Raw genomic sequence first — 26,282 nt, forward strand, 5'->3', positions numbered from 1 at the left:
TCGCCCGGCACTCCATCTCCCAGGGGGAGTTTTGCGCAGACAAGTGAAAAGAGCGGCGGCGGCCACCGTGGCCACCGCCGCTGCCGTTGCCCTCGCCGCGGGAATGACCAGCCCGGCATCGGCGAAGCCCGAGCAGCAGCGCGCGGCCGGCGCCGCCTCCTCGCTCACGGCGAAGCACCGCGTCACCCTGATCACCGGCGACCGGGTCGCCGTGGACGCCAAGGGCCGTGTCGTCGGCCTGGACCATGCCAAGGGACGCGAGCACATACCCGTCGAGATCCGCAAGGCCGCCGGCCACACCCTGGTCATACCCGCCGACGCGGCCCGCCTGGTCGCCTCCGGCACGCTGGACCAGCGGCTGTTCGACGTCACCGAACTCAACAAGGCCGCCACCCGCAAGGCGCAGCGCAACGGCCTGAAGGTGATCGTCGGCTACCGCGGCACGGCCGCCGCCGCCAAGTCCGACGTCCGTGACGCGGGCACCCTGCGGCACAGCCTGAAGTCCCTCAACGCGGACGCGGTGCAGACCCCGGTCAAGGACACCCCGGCGCTGTGGGACGCCGTCACCAACGGCGACCGGTCCGCCTCCGGCATCGCGCACGTCTGGCTGGACGGCGTCCGCAAGGCCAGCCTCGACAAGTCCGTGCCGCAGATCGGCGCCCCCACCGCGTGGGCGGCCGGCTACACCGGCAAGGGCGTCAAGATCGCCGTCCTGGACACCGGCGTCGACGCGACCCACCAGGATCTGAAGAACCAGGTCGTCGAGTCCAAGAACTTCACCCCGGCCGCCGACGCCACCGACCACTTCGGCCACGGCACACACGTCGCCTCCATCGCGGCCGGCACCGGCGCCAAGTCGGGCGGCACCTACAAGGGCGTCGCCCCCGATGCGAAGATCCTCAACGGCAAGGTGCTGGACGACTCCGGCTCCGGCGACGACTCCGGCATCCTCGCCGGCATGGAGTGGGCGGCCCAGCAGGGCGCCGACGTCATCAACCTGAGCCTCGGCGGCTACGACACCCCGGAGATCGACCCGCTTGAGGCCGAGGTCAACAAGCTCTCCGCGGAGAAGGGCATCCTGTTCGCGATCGCCGCGGGCAACGAGGGCCCCGAGTCGGTCGGTTCGCCGGGCAGCGCGGACGCCGCGCTCACCGTCGGCGCCGTCGACGACAAGGACGCCCTGGCCGACTTCTCCTCCACCGGGCCGCGCAACGGGGACGGCGCCATCAAGCCCGATGTCACCGCGCCCGGCGTCGACATCACCGCCGCCGCGGCCCCGGGCAGCGTCATCGACGAGGAGGTCGGCGAGAAGCCGCCCGGCTATCTGACCATCTCGGGTACGTCGATGGCCACCCCGCACGTCGCGGGCGCCGCCGCGCTCCTCAAGCAGCAGCATCCTGACTGGGGTTACACCGAACTGAAGGGCGCCCTGACCGGCTCGACCAAGGGCGGCAAGTACACGCCGTTCCAGCAGGGTTCGGGCCGGATCCAGGTCGACAAGGCCATCAAGCAGTCCGTCATCGCCGAACCGGTGTCGGTGAGCTTCGGCACCCAGCAGTGGCCGCACACCGACGACCAGCCGGTCACCAAGCAGCTGACGTACCGCAACCTCGGCGACAAGGACGTCACGCTCGACCTGGCCGCCACCGCCACCAACCCCAAGGGCCAGGCGGCCCCGGCGGGCTTCTTCACGCTCGGCGCGACCAAGGTGACCGTCCCCGCGGGCGGCACGGCCTCCGTCGGCCTCACCGCCGACACCAGGCTGGGCGGCACCATCGACGGCGCCTACTCGGCGTATGTGACGGCCACCGGCGGCGGCCAGAGCGTGCGCACCGCCGCCGCGGTGCAGCGCGAGGTCGAGTCGTACGACATCACGCTGAAGTTCATCGGGCGCGACGGCAAGCCGGCCCCGAACTACAGCGCCGACCTGACCGGTGTCTCGGGCCTGGCCCAGGGCAAGTGGCTCACCCCGTACGACGCCTCCGGCACGGTGAAGGTGCACGCGCCCAAGGGCACGTACATCTTCAACTCCGGGATCTACGCCGATCCGGAGGACGTCGCCAAGGGTCTCGACTGGATCGCACAGCCGAAGCTGAACGTCACCAAGAACCAGACGGTCACGGTGGACGCGCGCAAGGCCAAGCCGGTGGACATCACCGTCCCCGCTGCCACCGCCAAGTCCGAGTTCGCCATGCCAGGGTTCGACGTTCAGGCGGGCGACGGCCTGTACGGCTATGCCTGGTTCCTGGACTCGTACCAGAACTTCCACACCGCCGGTCTCGGCCCGCAGCTCACCGACGGCTCGCTGTACCAGCAGTGGGACGGGCACTGGAGCAAGGGCGCCAAGGAGCAGTACGACATCACCCGCGGCGCCTCCGTCAAGCAGCTCGCCACGGGCTACACCAAGCACTACAAGGCGTCCGAACTGGCCACGGTGAAGGTCGCCATGGGCGCGGCGGCGAGCGGCAAGAAGGGCGTGATCGGCGCCTCCGGCTGGCTGCCGGGCAGCACCGGCGCCTCCTCCATCGGCCTCCCGCAGTCCGCCCCCGGCACCCGCACCCTGCACCTGTCCGCGCAGGGCGGTGTGCAGTGGCAGTTCGACTTCGAGCAGCAGGGCGGCCTGGACGAGGAGGGTTTCCCGGTCTCCGAGGCGTCCTACACGCTGGGCGCGGGGCAGACCTTCAAGGCCGGCAAGAGCTACTCGAAGACCGTCAACAAGGCGGTGTTCGGACCGCACCTCAGCACCGAGTTCGGCCTGTTCCGCGAAGGCAACCAGATCTACGGCTCGGTGCCGCTGTTCGCGGACGCCGCCAAGAACGCCGGCTCCTCGAAGTTCACCTCGGTGACCACGACCCTGTACCGGGGCAGCACCAAGGTGGGCTCCAACGACGACCCGCTGTTCGGCGAGAAGGCCTTCAAGGTTCCCTCCGGTGACGCCCAGTACAAGCTGACCACCTCGGTGAAGCGGAGCGTCAAGGTCGCCGCCGCCTCCACACGGATCGACGCGAGCTGGACCTTCCGCTCGAAGAAGCCGACCGGCAGCACGGTGGCCAAGCTCCCGGCGTCCACCGTCCGCTTCAACGCCAAGGCCGGCCTCGACAGCCGGGTCACGGCCGGCCAGAAGGCCACCTTCCCGGTCACCGTCGAGGGCGCGGCCGCGGGCCGCAACCTGAAGTCCCTCACGGTGTACGTGTCGTACGACTACGGCCAGACCTGGAAGAAGGTCGACGTCAAGCACGGCAAGATCACCGTGAAGAACCCGGCCAAGGGGAAGGCCATCTCCTTCCACGCCAAGATCGCCGACAAGAAGGGCAACAAGTCGACGATCTCCATCTACAACGCGTACTACGCCAAGTAGCCGCCGAGTAACCGCACCCGCCAGGGGCATGACGGACCCGGTCCGTCATGCCCCTGCGTGGTGTCACGGCGACGACGGCACGCGGGGCGGCGCCCGGCCCCCCCGGCCGGTCGGCAGACGCGGCCCGTCAGCCGACACGGAACCCGTCCGGCGGGGCCGGGTCCTCGCGGCGCAGCCCGGGCACCCGGTGGTGCCGGCCGGACTCCGGCGGCCCGACGTCCTGCGGCTTCGGCCGGGCCCGCCTGGTACGCAGGAACTCGTTCAGCTCGGCGACACGGAAGCCGTCCGGCTGGGCCGGGTCCTCGCGGCGCAGCCCGGGCACCCGGCGGTGCCGGCCGGAGTCCGGCAGCCCGACGTCCTGCGGCTTCGGCCGGGCCCGCCTGGTACGCAGGAACTCGCTCAGCTCGGCGCGCCGGTCCAGCGGACGGACTGCGGCTGGCGACCGACGGTTCGTGATCGACACCGGCACCATCTGACCGGCCCGGCCCGGGTACGGGAGGCAGCTCCGGTGCTAACTAAAGCAAGCCTTGCCTTGGTTGGTGCCGGGGTATGTTGGAGGTGAGGAGGTCCCTACGATGACCGTGAACTTGAACCACACCATCGTCGCCGCGCGGGACAAGCAGGCCTCGGCCAAGTTCCTCGCCGACATCCTGGGGCTCCGAGTCAGCCCGGACTTCGGTCCGTTCACGCCCGTCGAGATACCCAACGGCGTGACGCTGGACTTCATGGAGACCACCGACACCATCGCCCGGCAGCACTACGCCTTCCTCGTCTCCGAGGAGGACTTCGACGCGATATTCGCCCGCATCGAGGACGCAGGACTCACCTTCTGGGCCGACCCGGCGCACCATCGTCCCGGGCAGATCAACACCAACGACGGCGGCCGCGGGACGTATTTCGAGGACCCTAACGGCCACAACCTGGAGATCCTCACCCGGCCGTACGGCAGCGGAGGCTGAGCCCGGAGGAGAAAACCCGGGAGAGAGCCGGGAGAGAAACCAAGAAACCCGGGAGAGAAAACCGGGGAAGAGAAACCCGGGAAGAAAGGCAGGACGGCGCCGTCACGCCTTTCTTCCGACGCGGCCCGCATCAGGACGCGGGGCGCCGCGTCGTCGCCCCTGGCCCCGGACCTGGCGGGCCCGCGCCGCTACGACCCGGCCGCCCTGTCGCGCCCGTACCTCGACCTGCGCGGCAGGAGCCGACGCCCGACCCTGCCGGTCCGCATCCCGGGGAAGGGGGGCGCGCCCACCGGGCCGGCGCCAACCTCGCCCCGCAGGGCGCAGACCGGCAAGCGCATCTGGGAGGACTTCCCTCCTCGGGGTGCGGCTCGGACAGCGAAGTCGCCGTCGGCACATGGCGGTTGGAGCGGTGCGCCGGCAGGTCGTTGTCGTGGTCGCCGGGGTCGCCGCGTTCACCAGGGCCGTTCGCCCACAGCACCGGGACGATCGCCGCGCTCCACCGCAGACCGGTTCGGCGATTCCGGGCCCGGGGCGGTCAGTTCGCCAACGACGCCGGGCTGCCGCCGTTCGCCTCGAAGCCCGCCACCGCCAGCGCCCGGTAGACGGCGAACTCCGCGGCCGGATCGGCGGACAGCGTCCACGGCAGCGCGCCGACATGCCCGTCCACATGCACCAACTCGTTCATGGCCTCCGCCCAGCGCTCCGCGCGGACCAGGAAGAAGACCAGCAGATGGCGCACGTGGGCCAGTATCGGGTCGTCGGGGCGGGCCGCGTGCACCGCGTACAGCGCGCCGTGCATCGCCTTCGTGACGACCTCGCTCTGATAGAAGCTGCTGACCAGGTTCACCTCGGGAAGGTGCTCGAAGACCGCGAACAGGGGCATGGCGGCCAGCAGGGAGCCCTGCGGGGCACGGGCCGCGGCGGCCTCGGCGAAGGAGTACGCCAGCTCACGCGAGCCGTGCCACTTCTCGCACCAGTAGTGCAGGGCCGCGAGATGGGCGCCCATATGGGTCGGGGCGCGGTCCAGGATCTTCAGCCACAGCTGCTCGAACTCCTCCCGCGGATACGCCAGTCCGCGGGCCACCGACAGCTCGATGATGTACGGGATCGGGTCACCGGGCGCCAGCAGGGCCGCCTGCCCGCAGGCGTCCCTGGCCTCCTCCATGATGATCCGGAAGTCGTCCGTGCCCCGAGTGGACGTACGCCACGCCTGCTGCACCAGGAACTCCGCGTGCACCGCGGCGCCGCCCGCGTCCTTGGGCTGCTCGGCCCGCCACACCCGCAGCCACTGGCCGCCCGGCGTCTCGCTGACCCCGCCGGGCCGCCGCTGCAACTCCAGCGCCGCCGCGCCCGCGAAGGCCTGCACGCGCTGCCAGCGCAGCTCGCCCGCCGCCTCGGTGCCGGCCAGCAGCTGGGAGGCCGCCCGGTAGTCCTGGGTGCGCTGCACCAGGTCGAGGACGTCCAGGAGGTCCTGGTCGGGGCCGGGCATCCGGATGTCCAGGTCCTCCTCGCGCACGAAGCCGTAGTTCGCCGGGTCCGCCGCGTCCGGGTGGTCCGGGGAGACGCGCTCGATCACCCCACGCCTGCGCCGCAGGAGCGGAAGCACCACGAAGCTCAGCAAGAGCAGCGCCATCAGGACCCAGAGAATCGCCATGCCTCAAGCGAACCAGACCCTCCCGACAATTGGCCAACCCGCCCACACCACCTGTGGAAAACCCCGCCCCCCGCCTGCGCCCTACGGTTGCCGTCCGGGGCCTGACGACGTCCGCCCGCATCACGCGGGACCTGAAATCTGCGGCTCGCCACCTGCTGCTCCGACCGGCGGCCCGCGGTGCTCCGGACACCACCGCCGCCCACTGCCTGCCGCAGGGCGGCGCATCGCCCCGCCGCCTGTTGGCTGCCGTGGTCGGCCTGCGGCGTACGCTGCGGCGCGCAGTAGCCGACGGGCGGCTTGGCCGGGGGCCACGGTTGCCGCCTGGGGCTTGATGACCGGGGGTCTACGGTCTGCGGCCCGCCGTCTGCTGCCCCGGCTGGCGGCCCGCGGTTGCCGTCTGGGCTTGATGACATGGCCCGCGTCCCAAGGGCCTGCGGTTTTCCGACTGCCGCCCGCTGCCCCCGACTGGTGGCCCCCGGTGTCCCGGACACCGCCGCCCCCCGCGGCGCGCGGCCCGGTTACCTGCGCCTTGCCATCCGCGGTCCGCTGCCACTGGCCTGCCGCCTGCCGCCTGCCGCCTGCCGCCTGCCGCCTGCCGCCTGCCGCCTGCCGCCTGCCGTCTGCCGTCCGCTGGCTGCCGCTCGCGGTCCGCCGTTCGCCTGTTTGCGGTCACGGGTCTGTGGCACGCGGTTTGCCGGAGGTCGTCGTCCGTCGCTCGCGGCTCGTCGTTGGTGGCCGGTGGCCGGTGGCCGACGCCCGCCGCTCGCCACTTGCGACCGCAGCCCGGCCCGCGGCCCGCGCCTGCCACCTGCCGCTTGCCCGCCTACGGACTCGCGGCCTGCCGTCTGCGGCCGGTTGTCCGAGCCTTGCCGCCCGCCGTCCGCTGCCGCTGGCCTGCGGTTTGCCGACTGTCACGTGCCGTCCGCTGGCTGCCGCTCGCGGTCCGCCGTTCGTCTGTTTGCGGTCGGAGGGCTCTGGCTCGCGGTTCTGCCGGAGGTCGTCGTCGTCTGGGGTCCGTCGTCTGGATGCCGTCCTCGGCCGGTCGCCTGTGGTCCGTCGCCCGGGGCCCGCCACCGGTCACCCGCGGTCCGCGGCCCGCCTTGCCGTCTGCGTGCCGTAGGCGGTCGGGTGCTAGGGAAAACCCTTCTGTTCCGATGGGGGAGATGCCTGGGCCGGTGATGGGGGCGCGGGCGCACTACGCTCGGGAACCATGACCGACAGGCATATCAGTCAGCACTTCGAGACTCTCGCGATCCACGCGGGCAACACCGCCGACCCCCTGACCGGCGCGGTCGTCCCGCCGATCTACCAGGTCTCGACCTACAAGCAGGACGGCGTGGGCGGACTGCGCGGCGGCTACGAGTACAGCCGCAGCGCCAACCCCACCAGGACCGCCCTGGAGGAGAACCTCGCCGCGCTGGAGGGCGGTCGCCGCGGCCTCGCCTTCGCGTCCGGCCTGGCCGCCGAGGACGCCCTGCTGCGTACGCTGCTCACCCCCGGCGACCACGTGGTCATCCCCAACGACGCGTACGGCGGTACGTTCCGCCTCTTCGCGAAGGTCGTCGCCCGCTGGGGGGTGGAATGGTCCGTCGCCGACACCAGCGACCCGGCGGCCGTACGAGCCGCCCTCACCCCGAAGACCAAGGTCGTCTGGGCGGAGACCCCCTCCAACCCGCTGCTCGGCATCACCGACATCGCCGCCGTCGCCGAGGTCGCCCACGACGCGGGCGCGCGGCTCGTGGTGGACAACACCTTCGCCACGCCCTACCTCCAGCAGCCGCTCGGGCTCGGTGCCGACGTGGTGGTGCACTCGCTCACCAAGTACATGGGCGGCCACTCGGACGTCGTCGGCGGCGCGCTGATCGTGGCCGACCAGGGACTCGGCGAGGAACTCGCCTTCCACCAGAACGCGATGGGCGCGGTCGCCGGCCCCTTCGACTCCTGGCTGGTGCTGCGCGGCACCAAGACGCTCGCGGTGCGCATGGAGCGGCACAGCGAGAACGCCACGAGGATCGCCGACATGCTCGGCCGGCACGCGCGCGTGACGCGCGTCCTGTACCCCGGTCTGCCGGACCACCCCGGTCACGAGGTCGCCGCCAAGCAGATGAGGGCGTTCGGCGGCATGGTCTCCTTCCAGGTCGAGGGCGGCGAGGAGGCCGCCGTCGAGGTCTGCAACCGCGCCAAGGTGTTCACGCTCGGCGAGTCCCTGGGCGGCGTCGAGTCGCTGATCGAACACCCCGGCCGGATGACGCACGCCTCCGCGGCCGGCTCGGCCCTGGAGGTCCCGGCCGACCTGGTACGCCTGTCCGTGGGCATCGAGAACGTCGACGACCTCCTGGAAGACCTCCAGCAGGCCCTGGACCAGAACCCGCTCACCAGCCGGTGAGCGGGGGAGTCGTCTGGGACGGCGGCTCCACCCAGGGGCGCGCCGTCGCCGCCCAGACGGTGAAGGCGACGGCCGCAGCCAGCAGAACCAGCCACAGCAGGCGCCGGGCGGCGGTCCTGCGCCGCAGCATGCGGCTGCCGCGCCGTACGACCTCCGGGTGCAGGTCCGGCGGCACCGTGGGCGCCGGCATCCGCTCCATGATCCGCCGTGCGGCGGCCTCCCGCTCGGGCCGGTTCACCCGCGCCTCCTCACGCCCGCCCGCTTCATGACGGCGCCACCTTCGCGACGGCCGCCGCCGCGCCCTCCCGCGGCGGGTGCAGCAGCGTGGTCATGGCCCGTTCGCCGATCGCGCGGACCCGCTCAGCGGGCAGGCCGAGCAGGGCCGCCGCCTGTTCCTCGGCGACTCCCTCGTACAACCTCAGGACGAGGATCAGACGCTCCCGGGGGCCGAGCACGGCCACCGGGCTCGCGGGATGCGGTCGGGCCCGCCCGAAGCCGCCGTACCGGTGCCAGGCCGAGCGCGCGAACCGCGTGGCGAGCTGCTGGCGGGCACGGTCGTAGGGATCTTCGCCGCGCAGCCGGTCCCAGCACGCGTACGTGTGCGCAAGCGCCAGGGTCAGCAGGCGCTGCGCGCGTGGATTGTCGTCGGGCGCCTCGGCGGTGAGCAGCGTCGCGGCATGCAGCAACCGCCCTGCCGCGCCCGCGACGAACGCCTCGAACTCCCGGGCCCGGCGGGCGCCCTGGGACGCCTGCCGATCTCGCACCGTGCCTCCCCCTTGGCGGGGTCCCGTGCGGTACGCCGGGATTCGGCACCCGGTACGCCGCGGGACCCCGGTCTCATATGAGGACAGCGACGGCCCAAGGTCAAGACTCCGGCGTCAGGAGGTCTCCGAACCCTCCGGAGCCGGCACGCCGGACGTCGTCATCCGAGCGGACAGCGCACCGTTGAAGCGTGTCAGGAGCGCGCAGAACGTCTCGCGCTCCTCCGGCGCCCAGTCGTGTGTCAGCTCGGCCATCAACTGACGCCTCGACGAGCGCACCTCCTCCAGCCGGGACGCCCCGCGCGGCGACAGCTGGAGCACCACCGCCCGCCCGTCCTCGGGGTGCGAGGTCCGCTTGACGAGCCCGGTGTCGACCAGCGGAGCCACCTGCCGGGTCACCGTGGACGAGTCGATCCCCATGCTCGCGGCGAGCGCCTTGACGCCCATCGGACCTTCCTGGTAGAGGCGGTTGAGCAGCAGATACGCGGCGCGGTCCATGGAGTTGCGCACCTGCCCGACGCCGCCGAGGCGGGTCTGCTCCGCGCGGCGGGCGAACACCGCCACCTGGTGCTGGAGCGTGTCGAGAAGACCGGTGTCACCGACGGTCGTCATGTCCATCGACATTTCAGGTGTAGTGGGCATGGCCGGGGGCTCACTTCATGAGGGCTGCTGGGATGGGGGACAGAGTACGCGGCCGGGGGGCGGACCGTACCGGCCCTGCACAAACCGGTCTCGGAGCTTGGTCACACCGGCTTTGTGCGGCTGTGAACTGCGAGACTTGGGCCATGAACCACAGCACGGCCCACTCCCCGCGCCCCGTCACCCTCGACGACGTACGCGGTGCCCAGAAGATGCTCTCGGGTGTGGCGCGGGTGACCGCGATGGAGGGGAGCAGGCACCTGTCCCAGCTGGTGGGGGCGTCGGTGCAGCTCAAGTGCGAGAACCTGCAGCGGACGGGATCGTTCAAGCTGCGCGGCGCGTACGTGCGGATCGCCGGGCTGCTGCCGGAGGAGCGCGCCGCCGGTGTGGTGGCGGCGAGCGCGGGCAACCACGCCCAGGGCGTCGCGCTGGCCTCGTCGCTGCTCGGCGTGCACGCCACCGTGTTCATGCCGAAGGGCGCCCCGCTGCCGAAGATCAGCGCCACCCGGGAGTACGGGGCCGAGGTGCGCCTGCACGGCCAGGTGGTGGACGAGACGCTGGCCGCGGCGCAGGAGTACGCGGAGCGGACCGGCGCCGTGTTCATCCACCCCTTCGACCACCCCGACGTCATCGCGGGCCAGGGCACGGTCGGGCTGGAGATCCTGGAGCAGTGCCCCGAGGTGGGCACGATCGTCGTCGGCATGGGCGGCGGCGGGCTCGCGGCCGGTATCGCGGTCGCGGTCAAGGCGCTGCGGCCGCAGGTGCGGATCGTCGGGGTGCAGGCGGAGGGCTCGGCGGCGTATCCGCCCTCGCTCGCGGCCGGGCGGCCGGTGGCGATCCAGCACCCGGCGACGATGGCGGACGGCATCAAGGTGGGCCGGCCCGGGGACGTGCCGTTCCGCATCGTCGCCGAGTCGGTGGACGAGGTCCGCACGGTCACCGAGGACCAGCTGTCGGCGGCGCTGCTGCTGTGCCTGGAGCGGGCCAAGCTGGTTGTCGAGCCGGCCGGGGCGAGCCCGGTCGCCGCGCTGCTGGGCGAGCCCCACGCCTTCGCCGGGCCGGTCGTCGCCGTGCTGTCCGGGGGCAATGTCGACCCGGTGCTGCTCCAGCGGGTGCTGCGGCACGGCATGGCCGCACAGGGCCGCTACCTGGCCGTACGGCTGCGGCTGACGGACCGGCCGGGCGCCCTCGCGACGCTGCTGGGGGTGTTGTCAGTGGTCGACGCTAACGTGCTCGACGTGAGTCACGTACGGACCGATCCGCGGCTCGGGCTCACGGAGGCGGAGGTGGAGCTGCACCTGGAGACGATGGGGCCGGCGCACTGCGCCGAGGTCGCCCAGGCCCTGCGTGAGTCGGGTTACCCCGTCATCGCCTGAGGCGGCACCGACCGCGCGCCGGGACATAACGCCAGGTCAGAAACGTCCGTGTCACTCGTTCGGCGAAATCCCATTGAGAGACGCGATACATCGCGTTATGGTGTGTCGTACTTCTCGGCAACGCGCTCGCCACTCCCCTCACCCATCCTCCAGAACCCTTCAAGCAACTCCTACGACGACGTGGAGACTCACATGCCAGGCGCCATCTATGCCGAAGGTCTGGTCAAGACCTTCGGCGACGTACGTGCACTGGACGGCGTCGACCTCGATGTCCCCGAGGGCACGGTCCTCGGCCTGCTCGGGCCGAACGGCGCGGGCAAGACGACGAGCGTCCGCTGCCTGACGACTCTGCTGCGCCCCGACAGCGGCAAGGCCGTGGTCGCGGGCGTGGACGTCCTCAAGCACCCCGACACCGTGCGCCGCTCCATCGGCCTGTCCGGCCAGTTCGCGGCGGTCGACGAGTACCTCACCGGCCGCGAGAACCTGCAGATGGTCGGTCAGCTCTACCAGATGAGGGCGAAGGCCGCCAAGGCCCGCGCCGCCGACCTGCTGGAGCAGTTCCACCTCACCGAGGCCGCCGACCGGCCCACGAAGACCTACTCCGGAGGCATGCGCCGCCGGCTCGACCTCGCGGCGGCCCTCGTGGTGTCACCGCCCGTGATGTTCATGGACGAGCCGACGACCGGCCTCGACCCGCGCAACCGCCAGCAGCTGTGGGAGGTCATCAAACAGCTGGTCTCCGGCGGTACGACGCTGCTGCTCACCACCCAGTACCTCGAAGAGGCCGACCACCTCGCCCACGAGATCGCGGTCGTCGACCACGGCCGGGTCATCGCCAAGGGCACCTCCGACCAGCTCAAGGCCCGCACCGGCGGCGAGCGCGTCGAGGTCGTGGTGCACGAGCGGGAGCACATCACGACCGCCGCCGAGGTGCTGACCGGCTTCGGCAAGGGCGACACCACGATCGAGGAGCACACCCGCAAGCTCACCGTGCCCGTCACCGGCGGCGCCAAGCTGCTCGCCGAGGTGATCCGCGAACTGGACACCCGCGGCATCGAGATAGACGACATCGGTCTGCGCCGCCCCACCCTCGACGACGTCTTCCTGTCCCTGACGGGACACCTGGCCGAGACCACGGACGAGACGAACGCGGCGGCCCCCACGGACGGCGGCCGGACAGGCCGCAAGGACACCGGCAAGGAGACCACCAAGTGAGCGCCGCCACCGACACCACGCCGACCACGGCGCCCGGCAACCCCTTCGGCCAGTCCGTCCGCGACTCGCTGATCGTCGCCAGACGGAACCTGATCCGCATGACCAGGATTCCCGAGATGATTCTTTTCGGGCTGATCCAGCCGGTGATGTTCGTGGTCCTCTTCACATACGTCTTCGGCGGCTCGATGAAGATCGGCGACAGCACCGACCCGGACGTCTACAAGAACTTCCTCATGGCGGGCATCTTCGCCCAGACCGTCACGTTCGCCACCGCGGGTGCGGGTGCCGGCATCGCCGACGACATGCACAAGGGACTCATCGACCGGTTCCGCTCGCTGCCGATGGCGCGCGGTGCGGTGCTGACCGGTCGTACCGTCGCGGATCTCGTGCAGACCGCCCTGACGCTGGCCGTGCTGGCGATAGTGGCGCTGCTCGTGGGCTGGCGCCCCGGCTTCGCGGAGTCGACCAACGTCGCAAAGGTGCTGGGCGGCTTCGGCCTGCTGCTTCTTCTGGGATACGCCTTCACCTGGATCGGCGCGCTCATCGGACTGTCCGTGCGCACTCCGGAGGCGGCGACCTCGGGGGGCCTGATCTGGCTGTTCCCGGTGACGTTCATCTCGAACGCGTTCGTGGACTCCAGCCAGATGACGCCGTGGCTGCGGCACATCGCCGAGTGGAACCCGTTCAGCGCGATCGTCCAGGCATGCCGTCAGCTCTTCGGTGACCCCGGGGTGTCCGCGTCGAGCGCCTGGCCCATGCAGCACCCGGTCTGGGCGTCGCTGATCTACTCCATACTGATCATCGTCGTCTTCCGCACCCTCGCGGTGCGCAAGTACCGCTCGGCGACCGCCTGACGGTCGAGTGGCCGCACGGGGGTCGGCCACCGCCAGGCAGGGCGCGGCCCCCGGTGTCGAGGGGACGCCGGGGGCCGTGGCTGGGAACAGGCGGTCGGGATCAGCCCGAGTAGGGCTCGGCCTTGAGGATCTTCACCGAGGCCTTCTTGCCGTTGGGCAGCTCGTACTCCGCGTCCTCGCCCACCTTGTGGCCGATCACGCCGGAACCCAGCGGGGACTGCGGGGAGTACGTCTCGATGTCGGCGCTCGCGTACTCACGGGAGGCGAGCAGGAACGTCAGCGTGTCGTCCTCGTCGCCGTCGAAGGCGATCGTCACCACCATGCCGGGGGCGACCGCGCCGTCCGCCGATGCGGGAGCCTCGCCGACCTTGGCATTCTCCAGGAGCTGGGTCAGCTGGCGCACGCGGAGCTCCTGCTTGCCCTGCTCCTCCTTGGCCGCGTGATACCCGCCGTTCTCCCGCAGGTCGCCCTCCTCGCGCGCGGCCGCGATCTTGGCGGCGATCTCCGTGCGCGCAGGACCAGACAGGTACTCCAGCTCGGCCCTGAGCTGGTTGTACGCCTCCTGGGTCAGCCAGGTGACGTTCTCGCTGGTCTGGGTCACAGGTGCTCCTCGTCGGTACTGGGAATACAAAGCATCGCCCTACCCAGAAGAATGTTCCTTCACGGATGGGCGAAACCACGAGCCTAACAATTCAACGGCAGAAGGGGGAGGACATAAGCCGTCAGAATCGCGTCAGTGCAGGTCAGGGCCTATGTGGCACGGATGCGTCACTCGGCGTGGCAGCCCAGCAGCTCGGCCGTGCTGCCCCGGGAGGTCGTACGCAGCGTGACGACTTTGTCGATGCGGGTGGCCGAGCCGGCGAAGCGGAAGTCCGCCCGGCCCACCTCGGCGCCGTCGGCGGCCTGCGAGCGCACCGTGCAGTAGCCGTCGGTCCCGGCGTCCTTGTGGACCTCCAGATGCACCCTTACCGCGTCGTCCGCGGCCTCGAAGGTGATCACCTGGGCGCTGATCTCGCTCTGTGCGACGTAGTGGTAGGCGAAGTAGCCGACCAGCGCGAGCAGGGCCGCGCCGAGTGCCGCGCCGGCGATCTTGAGCTTGTGATCGGCGCGCTCGTCCGACGAACGCCCGTACCGGCCCTCGGGCAGCCGCGTGCTCGCCGTGCTCATGCTCGTCCTCTCGGCAGGAACGGGACAGGAGTCCCGACAGGGGCCCCGGACCGGACCGTGGAATTATTCGCCCCCCGATTCGGTCACTATAGAAGCCGCCCGCGTGCCACCGGACCGCAACCCCTCTGAGACGTCGCCGCGGCACGGCACTATTGGATTGCACCCGAAGACCCGGGCGCCGACCTACCGAGGATTGAGTCTTGACTGACCAGCTGCGACTGATGGCCGTTCACGCGCACCCCGACGACGAGTCGAGCAAGGGCGCGGCCACCATGGCGAAGTACGTGTCGGAGGGGGTGGACGTGCTGGTCGTGACCTGCACGGGCGGGGAGCGCGGCTCCATCCTTAATCCGAAGCTGCAGGGTGACACCTATATCGAGGAGCACATCCACGAGGTACGCAAGAAGGAGATGGACGAGGCCCGCGAGATCCTCGGCGTCAAGCAGGAGTGGCTCGGCTTCGTCGACTCGGGGCTGCCCGAGGGCGATCCGCTGCCGCCTCTGCCCGAGGGCTGCTTCGCCCTGGAGGACGTCGACAAGGCGGCCGGCGAGCTGGTGAAGCAGATCCGCTCCTTCCGCCCGCAGGTGATCACCACCTACGACGAGAACGGCGGCTACCCGCACCCCGACCACATCATGACCTACAAGATCTCGATGGTGGCCTTCGAGGGCGCGGCGGACGCCGAGAAGTACCCGGAGGCCGAGTTCGGGCCGGTCTTCCAGCCGGTCAAGCTCTACTACAACCAGGGCTTCAACCGGCCGCGTACCGAGGCGTTGCACCAGGCGATGCTGGACCGCGGCCTGGAGTCGCCGTACGGGGAGTGGCTCAAGCGCTGGTCGGAGATCCAGCGCGTCGAGCGCACGCTCACCACGCACATTCCGTGCGCCGACTTCTTCGAGATCCGCGACAAGGCGCTGATCGCCCACGCCACGCAGATCGATCCGGACGGCGGCTGGTTCCGGGTGCCGATGGAGCTGCAGAAGGAGGTCTGGCCGACGGAGGAGTACGAGCTGGCGAAGTCCCTCGTCGACACCTCCCTCCCCGAGGACGACCTCTTTGCGGGCATCCGCGACAATGCCTGACATGAGCTTGAGCCTGGCACTGACGCAGTTCGTCCCTCTCGCCAAAGAGGTCGACGAGAACAAGGTCACCCCCGGCGTCCTCGGCTTCATCGTCTTCGCGGTGATGGCCCTGGCGGTCTGGGGTCTGATGAAGTCGATGAGCAAGCGCATGCAGAAGGTGGACTTCGAGGAGGCCCCGGACCCCAAGGCCCAGTCCAAAGCACCACCGGCCACCCCGAACCCCCACCGCAACTGACCGCCCGGCCGGCACCATCGCCCACTCGCCACGACCGACAGGCCCTCACGCGCCGGCCGAGTCGGCCCGCGCTCACCAGGGCGGATTCGGCCCGGCGGTCGGCGCCACCGCGCGGTGGCCGGCGGCAGGCTCGGTGCTTGCCGCGCGGTCGGCACGGGCAGCCGGGAGCTCACCATGCGGTCGGCTCGCGCTCACCGCGGGGCGTGGTGCGGCCCGGGTCGGCGCTTGCGGCAAGGCCGGTGCCGTCCGGCCCGCGCTCACCGCGCGGTCGGTACCGGCCGGCGCCGTGCCACCGCAGGGTCGCCGACCGGCAGGCACGACGCTCACCGCAGGGGCCGGTTCCGCCTGGTCGGCGCCATCGCGCGGTCGGTACCGGCTGGCTCGGTGTCACCGGATGGTCGCCGACCGGCAGGGCCGACGCTCACCGCGGGGGCTGGTTTCGCCTGGTCGGTGCCATCGCGCGGGCGGTGTCGGCTGGCTCGGTGTCACCGGATGGTCGCCGACCGGCAGGGCCGACGCTCACCGCAGGGGCCGGTTTCGCCTGGTCGGTGCCATCGCGCGGGCGGTACCGGTCGGCTCGGTGCCGCCGCAGGGTCGCCGACCGGCAGGGCCGACGGTCACCGTAGGGGCCGGTTCCGTCCGCCCGGCGCCATTCGCGCGGTTGCTGCCGGTGGGGGTGGTGGTCAGCGTGGTGCTGGGGTTGGTACGCCCATGACCTCGCGGGCGTGGCGGGTGGGGGTCATGCCCAGGCGCCAGGCCTGCCAGCCTGCCTCCAGTTGCACGCCGCGCTCCAGCAGCAGCCCGTACGCCGCCAGATGACCGGCCAGCTTGGCGTCCCTGGTGGCATGCGGCGCACGGTCCAGCTGGGCGAGTTCCTCCTGGGCCACCGCCGTGCCGACCTCCACCCCACCGGGGGCGGCGTACGGGAGCAGGGTGCAGCGCAGGAAGCGGGCCCAGTCCTCGCCGCGCTGGTCGCCGTACGAGGTGAACAGGCCGATCGCCTCGTCGCACAGGGCCAGCGCCTGCTGGGTGCGGGCGTTGCCCGCGTCCACGACCGCCAGTTCCAGGCAGGTCCACGCCTCGCCATGGGCGACGCCGATGCGCTGGAAGTCGGCGCGGGCGTCCACCAGGAGCTGGCGGGCGAACCCGGAGTTGCGCAGCGAACCGGTCCGGGCGGCGCGCTGGTCCCGGGTGACGCGGGCCGAATGGTGGCGCGCACAGGCCAGCCCGTAGACGTCCCGCATCCGGGAGAACATCGTGCGCGACCGCTCCAGCTCGCGTACGGCGCGGTCCAGCTCGCCCGTCTCCTCCAGGGCCTGCCCGAGGTAGTAGACCGTCCATGCCTCGCCGCGCGCGTCCTCGTTGTCCCGGTGCCGGGCGGCGGCCCGCCGCAGCGCCTCGGTCGCCTGGGACGCGTCGCCGTCGACGAGCCGGGCCCGGGCCAGCTGGGTGAGGGCCCACGCCTCGCCGCGGGCGTCACGGGTGCGGCCGTAACGGTCGAGGGCCGCCTGCAACTCCCGCCCCGCACGCGGTACATCGCCCATCCGCAGCGCCAGCTGGCCGAGCTGGAAGTGCGCCCAGGCCTCGCCGTGCACCGAGCCGCCCTCGCGGTGCAGGTCCAGGGACCGTTCCAGCAGGTCCAGGGCCTCCGGCAGCCGGGCGCGGTCACGCTGGACCGCGGCCAGGGCGTGCATCGTCCAGGCCCGGTCGGTGGCCAGTTCGGGCGCCGCCTGGAGGTCCAGCGCCTCCTGGAGCTTGGCGGCGGCCTCCGTGAGGCTGCCCTGGTGGTGCAGCGTGATGCCCAGGGAGCACAGGGCGCGGGCGGCGCCCGCGTCGTGATGGGCGTCCAGGTAGAGGTCGACCACCGAGCTGAGCGTCGTACGGGCCTTGTCCAGCTCGCCCAGCTGGCGGGCGGCGATGCCGGTGCGCCACTGCACCGAACGGATCAGCAGGCCCTGGTCGACGGCCTGGGCCAGCTCGCTGATCTCGCCCAGACGGTACAGGTCGCCGCGCAGCAGGCAGTAGTCGCACAGCGCGCCGAGCAGGTTCAGCACGGCGGTCTGGTTCACGCCCTCCGCGTGACGCAGTGCCGCCGTGATGAAGCTGGACTCGTCGTCCAGCCAGCGCAGGGCCTCGTCCAGGGAGGTGAAGCCGTGCGGGCCGAAGCGGTCCGAGCGGGTCGACATGTTCCCGTCGACCAGACGGAGCACGGAGTCGGCCAGCTCGCCGTAGTTCTCGATCAGCCGCTCCTGCGCCGCCGTGCGCTGCGCCGGGTCCTCCTCGTCCAGGAGACGGGCGTGGGCGAAGGCGCGTACCAGGTCGTGCAGCCGGTAGCGGCGGCCCCGCACATGGTCGATCAGGCCCGCCCGGGCGAGCGCGCCCAGCCGGCGGGAAGCCTCCGCCTCGTCCGTGCCGAGCAGGGCGGCCGCCGCCGCGGCGCCGAGGGAGGCGCGGCCGGCCAGGGCGAGCCGGCGCAGCAGCCGGCGGTCCGTCTCCGACTGGTCGGTGTAGCGCAGCCACAGGACGCGCTCGACCGGATCCACCGGGCCGTACGCGTCGAGGTCCGTGGCCAGCCGGCGCGGTGAGCGCGGGCCGAGCGAGGAGCCTGCGATATGCAGGGCCAGCGGCAGACCGCCGCACAACTCCCGGACGCGGTCCGCGGATTCGGCGTCGTAGGGACCGGACGCGTCCTGTGCGGCGGCGCCCAGCAGTTCCTCCGCGCCCGCCGCGTCCAGCGGTTCGACCGGCAGGTGGTGCACCCAGGCCGGGAGGTCCGCGGACAGCTGGAGGGGCTCCTCGGCGGTGATCAGGACCAGGCTGTCGGAGCGCTCGGGGACGAGGGTGCGGATCTGCTCGGGGTCCGAGGCGTCGTCGAGGACGATCGTCACCGGCAGCCCGGTCAGATGCTGGTGGTACAGCTCGCTCAGCCGCTTCAGTTGCTGGTCGGGGGAGGAACGCTCACGGAACAGCAGCTGCTCGCGGGGTGCGCCGAGCCGGTTGAGCAGGTGCAGCAGGGCGTCGCGGGTCGGCAGCGGCGGCTCGTCCCGGCTGCCGCCGCGCAGATCGACCACGACCGCGCCGCGGAAGTGGTCCCGCAGGTCGTGTGTGGCACGGACCGCGAGTGTGGTGCGGCCCGAGCCCGGTCTGCCGTGCAGTACGACCACCGTCGGCCGGGTCTCCGTGCTCGCCCGGGACGCCTGCACCCACTGCCTGAGCCGTGCCATCTCCGGTCGGCGCCCGGCGAACGGGCCCTCCGGTTGGGGGAGTTGGCCGAAGGACTCCTTGAGTACGGTGCGTCTGCGGGCCGCCGCGCTCTTGTCCGAGCCGCGCAGTTGCGGGCCCCTCTTCTTCGGGCCCGTGGAGGCGCTGAGCACCCGCTGCTGATCGAGGAAGGGCCGGATGCCGCGTACCTCCAGTGCCGTCAGCCACTGCAGCCGCAGCTGTTCGGGCCCGCCGGGCTGGCCGGCTGCGCCCGCGCGGTGGTGGGCGGCCGGCAGATGGGAGCCGGCCACCTTCACCACGGTGGCGGCGGCGCCGACGACGCCCACGGCCACGCCCGCGCCGAGCGCCGTGCCCGCCCCGGTGCCCAGCGACAGGTCGGTCACGGTCGCGGCCACCGCGGCAACGCCCGCCACCAGCAGGGGAGTTCCGGCACCCTCCTTGGCATACCGCTGTCCGAAGGTCAGCCGGCCGGCCTCCGTCTCGTCGAGCGCGTGCGTGTACGCGGCGTACTCCTCGGCGGCCGTCTGCGCCATGGCGTCCAGCGAGCCGCGCGCCCGGGACAGCAGCACCCGCCCGTCGATGCGCCCGCCCGAGCGCCGCACCTCCTCCTCGACGGCCCGCACCACCAGCCGCTCGGCCTCGGCCCGATGGCTGTCCCGCATGTCCCGTCCCCCTTAGGCGGCAACTCCTTTGACTACGAGTGTCCTTCGCATGAGGCGCGAGCGCGAGGGGCGCGGGCGATCACGGAGGAACTGAGACGTGCCGTACTGCGGCAGGCGTGGGAGGCCGCCGGCATGGGTGACAAGCGCATGCTGCTGAAATGTGCTCTCGGGAAGGCTGCTGAAATGTGCTCTCGGGAAGAAGGGCGTCGCGATCAAGCCCGCGGTCCGGCAGGGAGATTCCACGCCGATTCTTGAGCGGCTTGAGTTCGACTGGCTCTAGGCGCATTGATCACGGCGGCGGGACGCGAGGGCTGGGCGAATCGGGGTCATCCCGTCCTGCGCGTTCCGTGGCGCACGAGCAGGGTGCCCGTGAAGTGCGCGAGGATGGAGGCATGGCCAACCGACTCGCGCACGCCACGTCCCCGTATCTGCTCCAGCACGCGGACAACCCCGTGGACTGGTGGGGCTGGGAGACCGCCGCCTTCGAGGAAGCCAGGCAGCGCGACGTCCCCGTTTTTCTGAGCGTCGGGTACAGCGCGTGCCACTGGTGTCATGTCATGGCGCACGAGTCGTTCGAGGACGAGGCGACAGCCGCGTACATGAACGAGCACTTCGTCAGCGTCAAGGTGGACCGCGAGGAGCGGCCCGATGTGGACGCGGTCTACATGGAGGCCGTGCAGGCGGCCACCGGGCAGGGCGGGTGGCCGATGACCGTGTTCCTCACGCCGGATGCCGAGCCCTTCTACTTCGGCACCTATTTCCCGCCGGTGCCCCGGCACGGCATGCCCTCGTTCCGGCAGGTGCTCGAAGGGGTCCGGCAGGCCTGGACGGAGCGGCAGGACGAGGTCACCGAGGTCGCCGGGAAGATCGTGCGCGATCTGGCCGGGCGGGAGATCGACTACGGGGGCGCGCGACCGCCCGGCGAGCAGGAGCAGGCGCAGGCCCTGCTCGGGCTCACCCGCGAGTACGACCCGCAGCGCGGCGGATTCGGCGGCGCGCCGAAGTTTCCGCCGTCCATGGTCATCGAGTTCCTGCTCCGGCACCACGCCCGCACCGGTTCCGAGGGCGCTCTGCAGATGGCCCAGGACACCTGCGAGCGGATGGCGCGGGGCGGGATCTACGACCAGCTCGGCGGCGGGTTCGCCCGGTACTCCGTCGACCGGGACTGGACCGTGCCGCACTTCGAGAAGATGCTCTATGACAACGCCCTGTTGTGCCGGGTCTATGCGCATCTGTGGCGTTCCACCGGTTCCGGGCAGGCCAGTCGGGTCGCTCTGGAGACCGCCGACTTCATGGTCCGCGAACTGCGCACCGCCGAGGGCGGGTTCGCCTCCGCGCTCGACGCCGACAGCGACGACGGCAGCGGGCGGCACGTCGAGGGCGCGTACTACGTGTGGACGCCCGAGCAGCTGCGTGACGTGCTCGGGGACGACGCCCCGCTCGCCGCCCAGCACTTCGGGGTCACCGAGGAGGGCACCTTCGAACACGGCCGTTCCGTTCTCCGACTCCCGCAGGGCGAGGGCGTGGCGGACGCGGAGCGGATCGCCTCGGTACGGGAGCGGCTGTTCCGGGCGCGGCAGGACCGCCCGGCCCCGGGCCGCGACGACAAGGTCGTCGCCGCCTGGAACGGTCTCGCGGTCGCCGCGCTGGCCGAGACCGGCGCCTATTTCGACCGGCCCGACCTGGTCGAGGCCGCGGTCGCCGCCGCCGACCTGCTCGTCCGGCTGCATCTGGACGACCGCGGCCGGCTGGTCCGCACCAGCCGGGGCGGCCGGTCCGGCGGCAACGCGGGCGTGCTGGAGGACTACGCCGATGTCGCCGAGGGCTTCCTGGCGCTCGCGTCCGTCACCGGTGAGGGGGTCTGGCTGGACTTCGCCGGGCTGCTCCTCGACCAGGTGCTCGCCCGCTTCACCGACCCGGACGGCGGCGTCCTCTACGACACCGCGGCCGACGCCGAACGGCTCATCCGCCGCCCGCAGGACCCCACCGACAACGCCACCCCGGCCGGCCGGACCGCCGCCGCGGGCGCCCTGCTGAGCTATGCCGCCCACACCGGTTCCGAGCCCCATCGGATCGCCGCGGAGCGGGCGTCGGGGGTGGTGGCCGCCCTCGGGCCGCGGGTGCCGCGCTTCATCGGCTGGGGGCTCGCCGTCGCGGAGGCCCTGCTCGACGGCCCGCGGGAGATCGCGGTCGTCGGCCCGGACCTGTCCGACGAGGCGACGGGAACCCTGCACCGTACGGCACTTCTGGGTGCGGCCCCCGGCGCGGTCGTGGCCGCCGGGGTCCCGGACGGTGACGAGTTCCCGCTCCTCGCCGATCGGCCCCTCGTGGGCGGCGCGCCCGCCGCCTATGTCTGCCGGAACTTCACCTGTGACGCCCCGACGACCGATCCGGAACGGTTGCGCACCGCGCTGAGCGGCTGAAACGGCATGTCCCCAGCGGCCGGTAGGCGAGAGGGCGGGCGAATCGCCAAGGTCAACGGTGGGGGCGACCCGCGGTGAACTCGTCGAGGGCGCGCTCCACGATGGCTTCCAGCTGTTCGTGGTGCGCGCCCTTCCAGTAGGCGCGCCCGCACGCCCGGCACTGCGCGAAGACGTCGTACGAGCGGTGGGTGCCGCCCTTGAGCTGGTCGGCCACCTCGTCCTTGGTGGCCGTTCGCAGCAGGCCGTTGCAGGCGGTGCAGCGGGTCCAGGGCCGCAGTTCGGGCGCGAACCGGTCCAGGACGTCGCGGAGTTGGTCGTCGGGGCGGGTGCTGTAGACGAAGGCGCCCACCCACAGTTCGCGGCGGCGCAGCAGTCCGCGGTCGCGGCTGAGCATGACCCGCCTCTCGGCCGCGGAGCGGGCGGCCAGCGCCGGGTCGCCGATGTCCGTCGACTCGTAGGCCGCGTCCACGCCGAGCAGCCGCAGCCGTCGGGCGAGGGTGCCCAGGTGCACGTCGAGCAGGAAACGCAGCGGGGCGCCCGGGATCCGCTGGGGCCGTTCCACCGCCCGCACCAGTACCGTCTCGCCCGCCGCCGGGATGTGTGACACGGGCACCGTCCGGCCGTCCACCACCAGGGCGCCGACCTCGGTGAGCGGGACGCCCAGGGACTCGATGACATGGCCGAGGGTGGAGACGCCGTCGGTGGTGAGTGCGCCGGCGCCGCGGCGCCGGGCGGGCGGGACGAACAGCCTCAGCGCGGGAGCGACTTCCACCTGGATCTCGGGACCGTTCACCCGGCCAGGATGTCATGGGCCGGGCCGTGGGCCTCAGGGCTTTTCGGTGGGCAGGCCGTGCTCAAGGACGTCCAGGGCGCGGTCTACGAGGTCGATGAGGTCGTCCCGGTGTTCGTTCTCGGCCCAGTAGAGGGAGACCTCCACCAGGCCGCCGACCAGGGACATCGCCCAGATCCGCACCTCCAGGGAGTCGGGGTCCCGGCCGGTCCGCTCACCGATGGCCCGGCACAGCAGGCGGCCGGTGACCGACATGGTCTCCATCGTCCGCGAGCGCACCGCGGGCACCTCGACCATCAGCTTCGAGCGCAGTCGGGTCAGCTCGGGCCCGTCGCTGAGGCCCAGGGCCACGGCCCGGTGCATGACGTAGCGCAGGGACTGCGGCCACGGCTCGTCGGCGGGCCGGGCGCGCAGCTCCTCCAGGATGATCGGGTCCCACTCGTCGGTGAGGACGATGTCCTCCTTCGTGGGGAAATAGCGGAAGACCGTGGACGGCGACACCTCGGCGCGCTCCGCGATCTGCTCGACCGTGGTGGCGTCGTACCCCTGTTCCGAGACCAGCCGGTAGGTCGCGGCGCGGATCGCCTCCCGCGTCTTGATCTTCTTCCGTTCCCGCAGGCTGAGCCGGGGACGGTCGGCGGGGGCGCAGGTGGCACCGTCCCGGTCGGGCGGCGGGGAGAGCTTGGGGGAGCGTGCGGCCGTCATGGAGGTCATTGTCGGACATCGGCCGGGGGTGTGACCACGGCCGGGGTCCCGTCGTCCGCCGCCCCCCGGGCCTCCGCGGTGCCCGGCAGGAACGCGGCGGCCGGCAGGGCGGCGGCCAGGGAGGCGATGCCGCACACCACCAGGACCAGGCCCATGGCGTGGGCGTACGCGCTGTTCGCGCAGGCCGTCAGCTGGGTCGCGCCCGACCGTTCGGCGAGCAGACGGGCGGCGACCACGGACTCCCGGGCGGAGTGGGCCGTCGGCCCGGTCAGCCCGGTGACGTCGAGCCGGTCGCGGAAGGCGCCCGCGAGCAGGCTGCCGAGCAGGGCGATGCCGATTGCCGCGCCGACCTGGCGCAGGGTCATCAGCAGTCCGGAACCTCCCCCACTGCCCCAAGGGCGTGGGGGGACCCCAGCCGGCGCGTTCGGCGGGCAGCGCGCCGAGGGCGCTGTCCATCGCCGGGACCATCGCGAAGCCGAAGCCGAAGCCGAAGCCGAAGCCGAGACCGGTGGCCGACAGCCACAGCGCGGTGAGCCCGTAGCCGGAGTCGACGGTGGTGCGGCTGCCGAGGAACGCCGCGAAGGCGAGGACGACGAGCCCGGCGCTGACCACGGCCCGTGCGCCGAACCGGGTGACGACCGCCTCGGCGCCCCGGGCGGCGATCAGCAGGCCGCCCATCGTCGGCAGCAGGCGCACCCCGGTGCCGAGGGCGTCGTTGCCGAGGACGGCCTGGAGGGAGGGGGCAGCACGAACAGCGGACCGGACAGAACGAACGTCACGAGGGTCGCGGCGACGGAGTTGACCAGGAAGCCGCGGTGGCCGAGCAGGGACATGTCGAGCAGGGGACGGGCCGCCCGGCGCTCGCGCACCACCAGCGCGGTGAGCAGGGCGACGGCGGCGGCGAGGCCGAGCACCAGGGCGTCGCCCCAGCCGCGGTCCGGTGCCTCGATGATCGCGTGGATGAGGGCGCCGAGGCCCGTGGCGGTGAGCGCTGTGGAGACGGCGTCGACCTTGGGGGAGGCGGGGATGGGGGCACCCTGTTCGAGCGGAGTCGAGACCTTGGGGGAGGCGGGGATGGGGGCACCCTGTTCGAGCGGAGTCGAGACCTTGGGGGACGGTCTCGGGCAGCAGGAAGAGGCAGGCGGCGATGCCGATGGCGACCATGGGGACGTTGATCAGGAAGACGGAGCCCCACCAGAAGTGGTTGTGCAGCCGGCCGCCGATGATCGGGCCGAGCGGCGAGCGCCGAGGCGGCCGAGATGATGCCGACGGCCTTGCCGCGCTCCCCGGGTCCGAACAGCGACGGCAGCACGGACAGGGCGAGCGGCATGACGGGGGCGCCGCCGACGCCCCTCACGGCGCGGGCCGCGATCACCGCGTTCGCATCGCCGGCCAGGCTGCCGACGACCGAGCCCGCGAGGAACACGGCGAGCCCGGTGATCAGCATCAGCCGGCCGCCGAACCGGTCGCCGAGCAGTCCGGCCGGGAGCATCAGCGCGGCGAAGACGACGATGTAGGCGTCCGCCATCCTCCCCCAGTGCTAACCGCCTGGGGGGACCCCCAGCTGCTCACCCGTGGTGGCGCCGAGCTGTTCGGCCATGGTGGGCAGCGCCACGTTGAGGATCGTCATGTCGAAGCCGAGCACCAGCATGCTCGCGACCAGGGCGCCGAGGGCCCACCAACGGCGCGGGTCAGGGGCGGCGCCTTGGATGACACTAGCCATGAAATGGGAGTAGCTGTCAAAGGCGAGGTTGTGTCGACATGGGGCGACTTCCGACGCACACGAAAAAGGCCACGGCTCGCAAGCCGTGGCCTTGTCGACGCGGGTACGGGTCTATGCGTGCTGGTACGCCACCAGGGAGATGCCGACGTAGTGCACGACGAAGGCGGCGAGGGTGAGCGAGTGGAACACCTCGTGGAAGCCGAACCAGCGCGGTGACGGGTTCGGCCGCTTGATGCCGTAGATCACGCCGCCCGCGCTGTACAGGAGCCCGCCCGCGACCACCAGGACCAGGACCGCGATGCCGCCGGTGCGCAGGAAGTCCGGCAGGAAGAAGACCGCCGCCCAGCCCATGGCGATGTAGCAGGGCGTGTAGAGCCAGCGCGGTGCGCCGACCCAGAAGACGCGGAAGACGATGCCCGCCGCGGCGGCGGCCCAGATCCCCCACAGCAGCCACTGCCCCTTGGTGTCCGGCAGGAGCAGCAGCGTCAGCGGTGTGTAGGTGCCCGCGATGATCAGGAAGATGTTGGCGTGGTCGAGGCGGCGCAGGATGCCGTCTATGCGCGGGCTCCAGTTGCCCCGGTGGTACAGCGCGCTCACGCCGAACAGCAGGCAGGCGGTCAGTACGTAGATGCCGCAGGCGATCCGGCCCCGGCTGGAGTCGGCGAGCGCGGTGAGGATCAGGCCCGCGACGAGGACGGCCGGGAACATGCCGAGATGCAGCCAGCCGCGCAGCTTGGGCTTGATCGGATGCGGCAGAGAGAGCGCGGCGGAAGCGCGGCCGGCGGCCGGCGGGTCCAGGGGCGCGTCGGGGGCGGGCGCAGTCATGCCCGGCATCGTACCTACGGAACCGTAAGTTGCGTATCAGCGGAGGCTGATGAGCACTTGATAGTGGTCATCCTCTCATGGGCCCGTACGGCCCGGACGCAAAGAGACCACCAGGCGAACGCTACGTGCACGTAAAGAAACGGGCCGGAACCCGCTGATCGTGGCGTTCCTCACGCCGCTCACCTGTGCGGCCCTCTGGACAGATGCGCGGTGGCGTCGGATGATCAAATGAGTGCGGTCGGCACC

The 26,282-nt window shown here is 71.9% G+C and carries 19 protein-coding genes and 2 pseudogenes; 9 read left to right on the forward strand and 12 right to left on the reverse strand.

All coding sequences use genetic code 11. From position 1 onward, the window contains the following. The first annotated feature begins 43 nt into the window (after positions 1-43). Positions 44-3,358: a S8 family peptidase gene (locus tag ABT245_RS35810; protein ID WP_351742154.1), complete on the forward strand. Its 3,315-nt coding sequence runs from the start codon at positions 44-46 to the stop codon at positions 3,356-3,358. A 268-nt stretch (positions 3,359-3,626) separates the two neighbouring features. Here the strand turns inward: ABT245_RS35810 and ABT245_RS46310 are convergent. Next, a pseudogene (locus tag ABT245_RS46310) lies at positions 3,627-3,830 on the reverse strand (transcriptional regulator); the annotation flags it as partial. Positions 3,831-3,933: 103 nt separating this feature from the next. On the opposite strand from ABT245_RS46310, the gene ABT245_RS35820 reads away from it, so the two are divergent. After that, positions 3,934-4,317 (forward strand): VOC family protein, encoded by a 384-nt coding sequence (locus tag ABT245_RS35820; RefSeq protein ID WP_351742157.1) that lies wholly within the window; start codon positions 3,934-3,936, stop codon positions 4,315-4,317. Between the two features lie 535 nt (positions 4,318-4,852). Here the strand turns inward: ABT245_RS35820 and ABT245_RS35825 are convergent. Continuing rightward, positions 4,853-5,971 carry a hypothetical protein gene (locus tag ABT245_RS35825; protein WP_351742160.1) on the reverse strand — a complete coding sequence of 373 codons (1,119 nt, stop codon included), beginning with the start codon at positions 5,969-5,971 and terminating at the stop codon, positions 4,853-4,855. Between the two features lie 1,210 nt (positions 5,972-7,181). On the opposite strand from ABT245_RS35825, the gene ABT245_RS35830 reads away from it, so the two are divergent. Next, positions 7,182-8,357 (forward strand): cystathionine gamma-synthase, encoded by a 1,176-nt coding sequence (locus ABT245_RS35830; protein ID WP_351742163.1) that lies wholly within the window; start codon positions 7,182-7,184, stop codon positions 8,355-8,357. Here ABT245_RS35830 and ABT245_RS35835 read toward each other — a convergent pair. From ABT245_RS35835 to ABT245_RS35845, 3 genes are all read right to left on the reverse strand, one after another. Beyond that, complete coding sequence (locus ABT245_RS35835; RefSeq protein WP_351742166.1) at positions 8,344-8,595, reverse strand: hypothetical protein; 252 nt, start codon at positions 8,593-8,595, stop codon at positions 8,344-8,346. The two genes, ABT245_RS35830 and ABT245_RS35835, sit on opposite strands and share 14 nt — an antisense overlap. A 25-nt stretch (positions 8,596-8,620) precedes the next feature. Continuing rightward, a complete protein-coding gene (locus ABT245_RS35840; RefSeq protein WP_351742168.1) occupies positions 8,621-9,121 on the reverse strand; it encodes a sigma factor-like helix-turn-helix DNA-binding protein in 501 nt (166 codons plus the stop codon). Positions 9,122-9,235: 114 nt separating this feature from the next. Continuing rightward, a complete protein-coding gene (locus tag ABT245_RS35845; protein ID WP_351742252.1) occupies positions 9,236-9,742 on the reverse strand; it encodes a MarR family winged helix-turn-helix transcriptional regulator in 507 nt (168 codons plus the stop codon). 161 nt (positions 9,743-9,903) lie between these two features. Here ABT245_RS35845 and ilvA point away from each other — a divergent pair, with 161 nt between their 5' ends. The 3 genes from ilvA (at position 9,904) to ABT245_RS35860 (ending at position 13,202) form a co-directional block, all read left to right on the forward strand. Then, on the forward strand, positions 9,904-11,133 hold the full coding sequence (ilvA, locus tag ABT245_RS35850) for a threonine ammonia-lyase (RefSeq protein WP_351742170.1): 1,230 nt from the start codon (positions 9,904-9,906) through the stop codon (positions 11,131-11,133). Between the two features lie 192 nt (positions 11,134-11,325). Further along, the gene (locus tag ABT245_RS35855) at positions 11,326-12,348 is read left to right on the forward strand and encodes an ATP-binding cassette domain-containing protein (RefSeq protein WP_351742173.1); all 1,023 of its coding nucleotides are present in this window, start codon (positions 11,326-11,328) and stop codon (positions 12,346-12,348) included. Beyond that, on the forward strand, positions 12,345-13,202 hold the full coding sequence (locus ABT245_RS35860) for an ABC transporter permease (RefSeq protein WP_351742176.1): 858 nt from the start codon (positions 12,345-12,347) through the stop codon (positions 13,200-13,202). The genes ABT245_RS35855 and ABT245_RS35860 overlap by 4 nt, the downstream gene beginning before the upstream one ends. A 100-nt stretch (positions 13,203-13,302) precedes the next feature. Here ABT245_RS35860 and greA read toward each other — a convergent pair whose 3' ends face one another. After that, positions 13,303-13,803: a transcription elongation factor GreA gene (greA, locus tag ABT245_RS35865; RefSeq protein WP_351742178.1), complete on the reverse strand. Its 501-nt coding sequence runs from the start codon at positions 13,801-13,803 to the stop codon at positions 13,303-13,305. 167 nt (positions 13,804-13,970) lie between these two features. Next, the gene (locus ABT245_RS35870) at positions 13,971-14,369 is read right to left on the reverse strand and encodes a DUF4307 domain-containing protein (RefSeq protein ID WP_351742181.1); all 399 of its coding nucleotides are present in this window, start codon (positions 14,367-14,369) and stop codon (positions 13,971-13,973) included. A gap of 200 nt (positions 14,370-14,569) precedes the next feature. Between ABT245_RS35870 and mca the strand changes: the two genes are divergently transcribed. Continuing rightward, complete coding sequence (mca, locus tag ABT245_RS35875; protein ID WP_351742183.1) at positions 14,570-15,451, forward strand: mycothiol conjugate amidase Mca; 882 nt, start codon at positions 14,570-14,572, stop codon at positions 15,449-15,451. A 1-nt stretch (position 15,452) separates the two neighbouring features. Beyond that, on the forward strand, positions 15,453-15,686 hold the full coding sequence (locus ABT245_RS35880; protein ID WP_351742185.1) for a hypothetical protein: 234 nt from the start codon (positions 15,453-15,455) through the stop codon (positions 15,684-15,686). Between the two features lie 683 nt (positions 15,687-16,369). Here ABT245_RS35880 and ABT245_RS35885 read toward each other — a convergent pair. Continuing rightward, entirely contained in the window at positions 16,370-19,570 is a 3,201-nt protein-coding gene (locus ABT245_RS35885; RefSeq protein WP_351742188.1) for a tetratricopeptide repeat protein, read from the reverse strand. A 392-nt stretch (positions 19,571-19,962) separates the two neighbouring features. Here ABT245_RS35885 and ABT245_RS35890 point away from each other — a divergent pair, with 392 nt between their 5' ends. Continuing rightward, positions 19,963-21,993, forward strand: a complete 2,031-nt coding sequence (locus tag ABT245_RS35890; protein WP_351742190.1) for a thioredoxin domain-containing protein — start codon at positions 19,963-19,965, stop codon at positions 21,991-21,993. A 52-nt stretch (positions 21,994-22,045) separates the two neighbouring features. Here ABT245_RS35890 and ABT245_RS35895 read toward each other — a convergent pair whose 3' ends face one another. The 4 genes and pseudogenes from ABT245_RS35895 to trhA all read right to left on the reverse strand — a co-directional run bounded on the left by ABT245_RS35895 (position 22,046) and on the right by trhA (position 26,036). After that, a complete protein-coding gene (locus tag ABT245_RS35895; protein WP_351742193.1) occupies positions 22,046-22,786 on the reverse strand; it encodes a Mut7-C RNAse domain-containing protein in 741 nt (246 codons plus the stop codon). Positions 22,787-22,819: 33 nt separating this feature from the next. Next, positions 22,820-23,488, reverse strand: coding sequence for a TetR/AcrR family transcriptional regulator (locus tag ABT245_RS35900; RefSeq protein ID WP_351742195.1), 669 nt, complete (start codon positions 23,486-23,488; stop codon positions 22,820-22,822). Between the two features lie 5 nt (positions 23,489-23,493). Further along, a pseudogene (locus ABT245_RS35905) lies at positions 23,494-25,211 on the reverse strand (MFS transporter). A 111-nt stretch (positions 25,212-25,322) separates the two neighbouring features. Beyond that, positions 25,323-26,036 (reverse strand): PAQR family membrane homeostasis protein TrhA, encoded by a 714-nt coding sequence (gene trhA / locus ABT245_RS35910; RefSeq protein WP_351742198.1) that lies wholly within the window; start codon positions 26,034-26,036, stop codon positions 25,323-25,325. Between the last annotated feature and the right edge of the window lie 246 nt (positions 26,037-26,282).

Origin of the sequence: Streptomyces sp. NPDC001508 (assembly GCF_040298665.1) — a bacterium.
GTDB lineage: Bacteria > Actinomycetota > Actinomycetes > Streptomycetales > Streptomycetaceae > Streptomyces.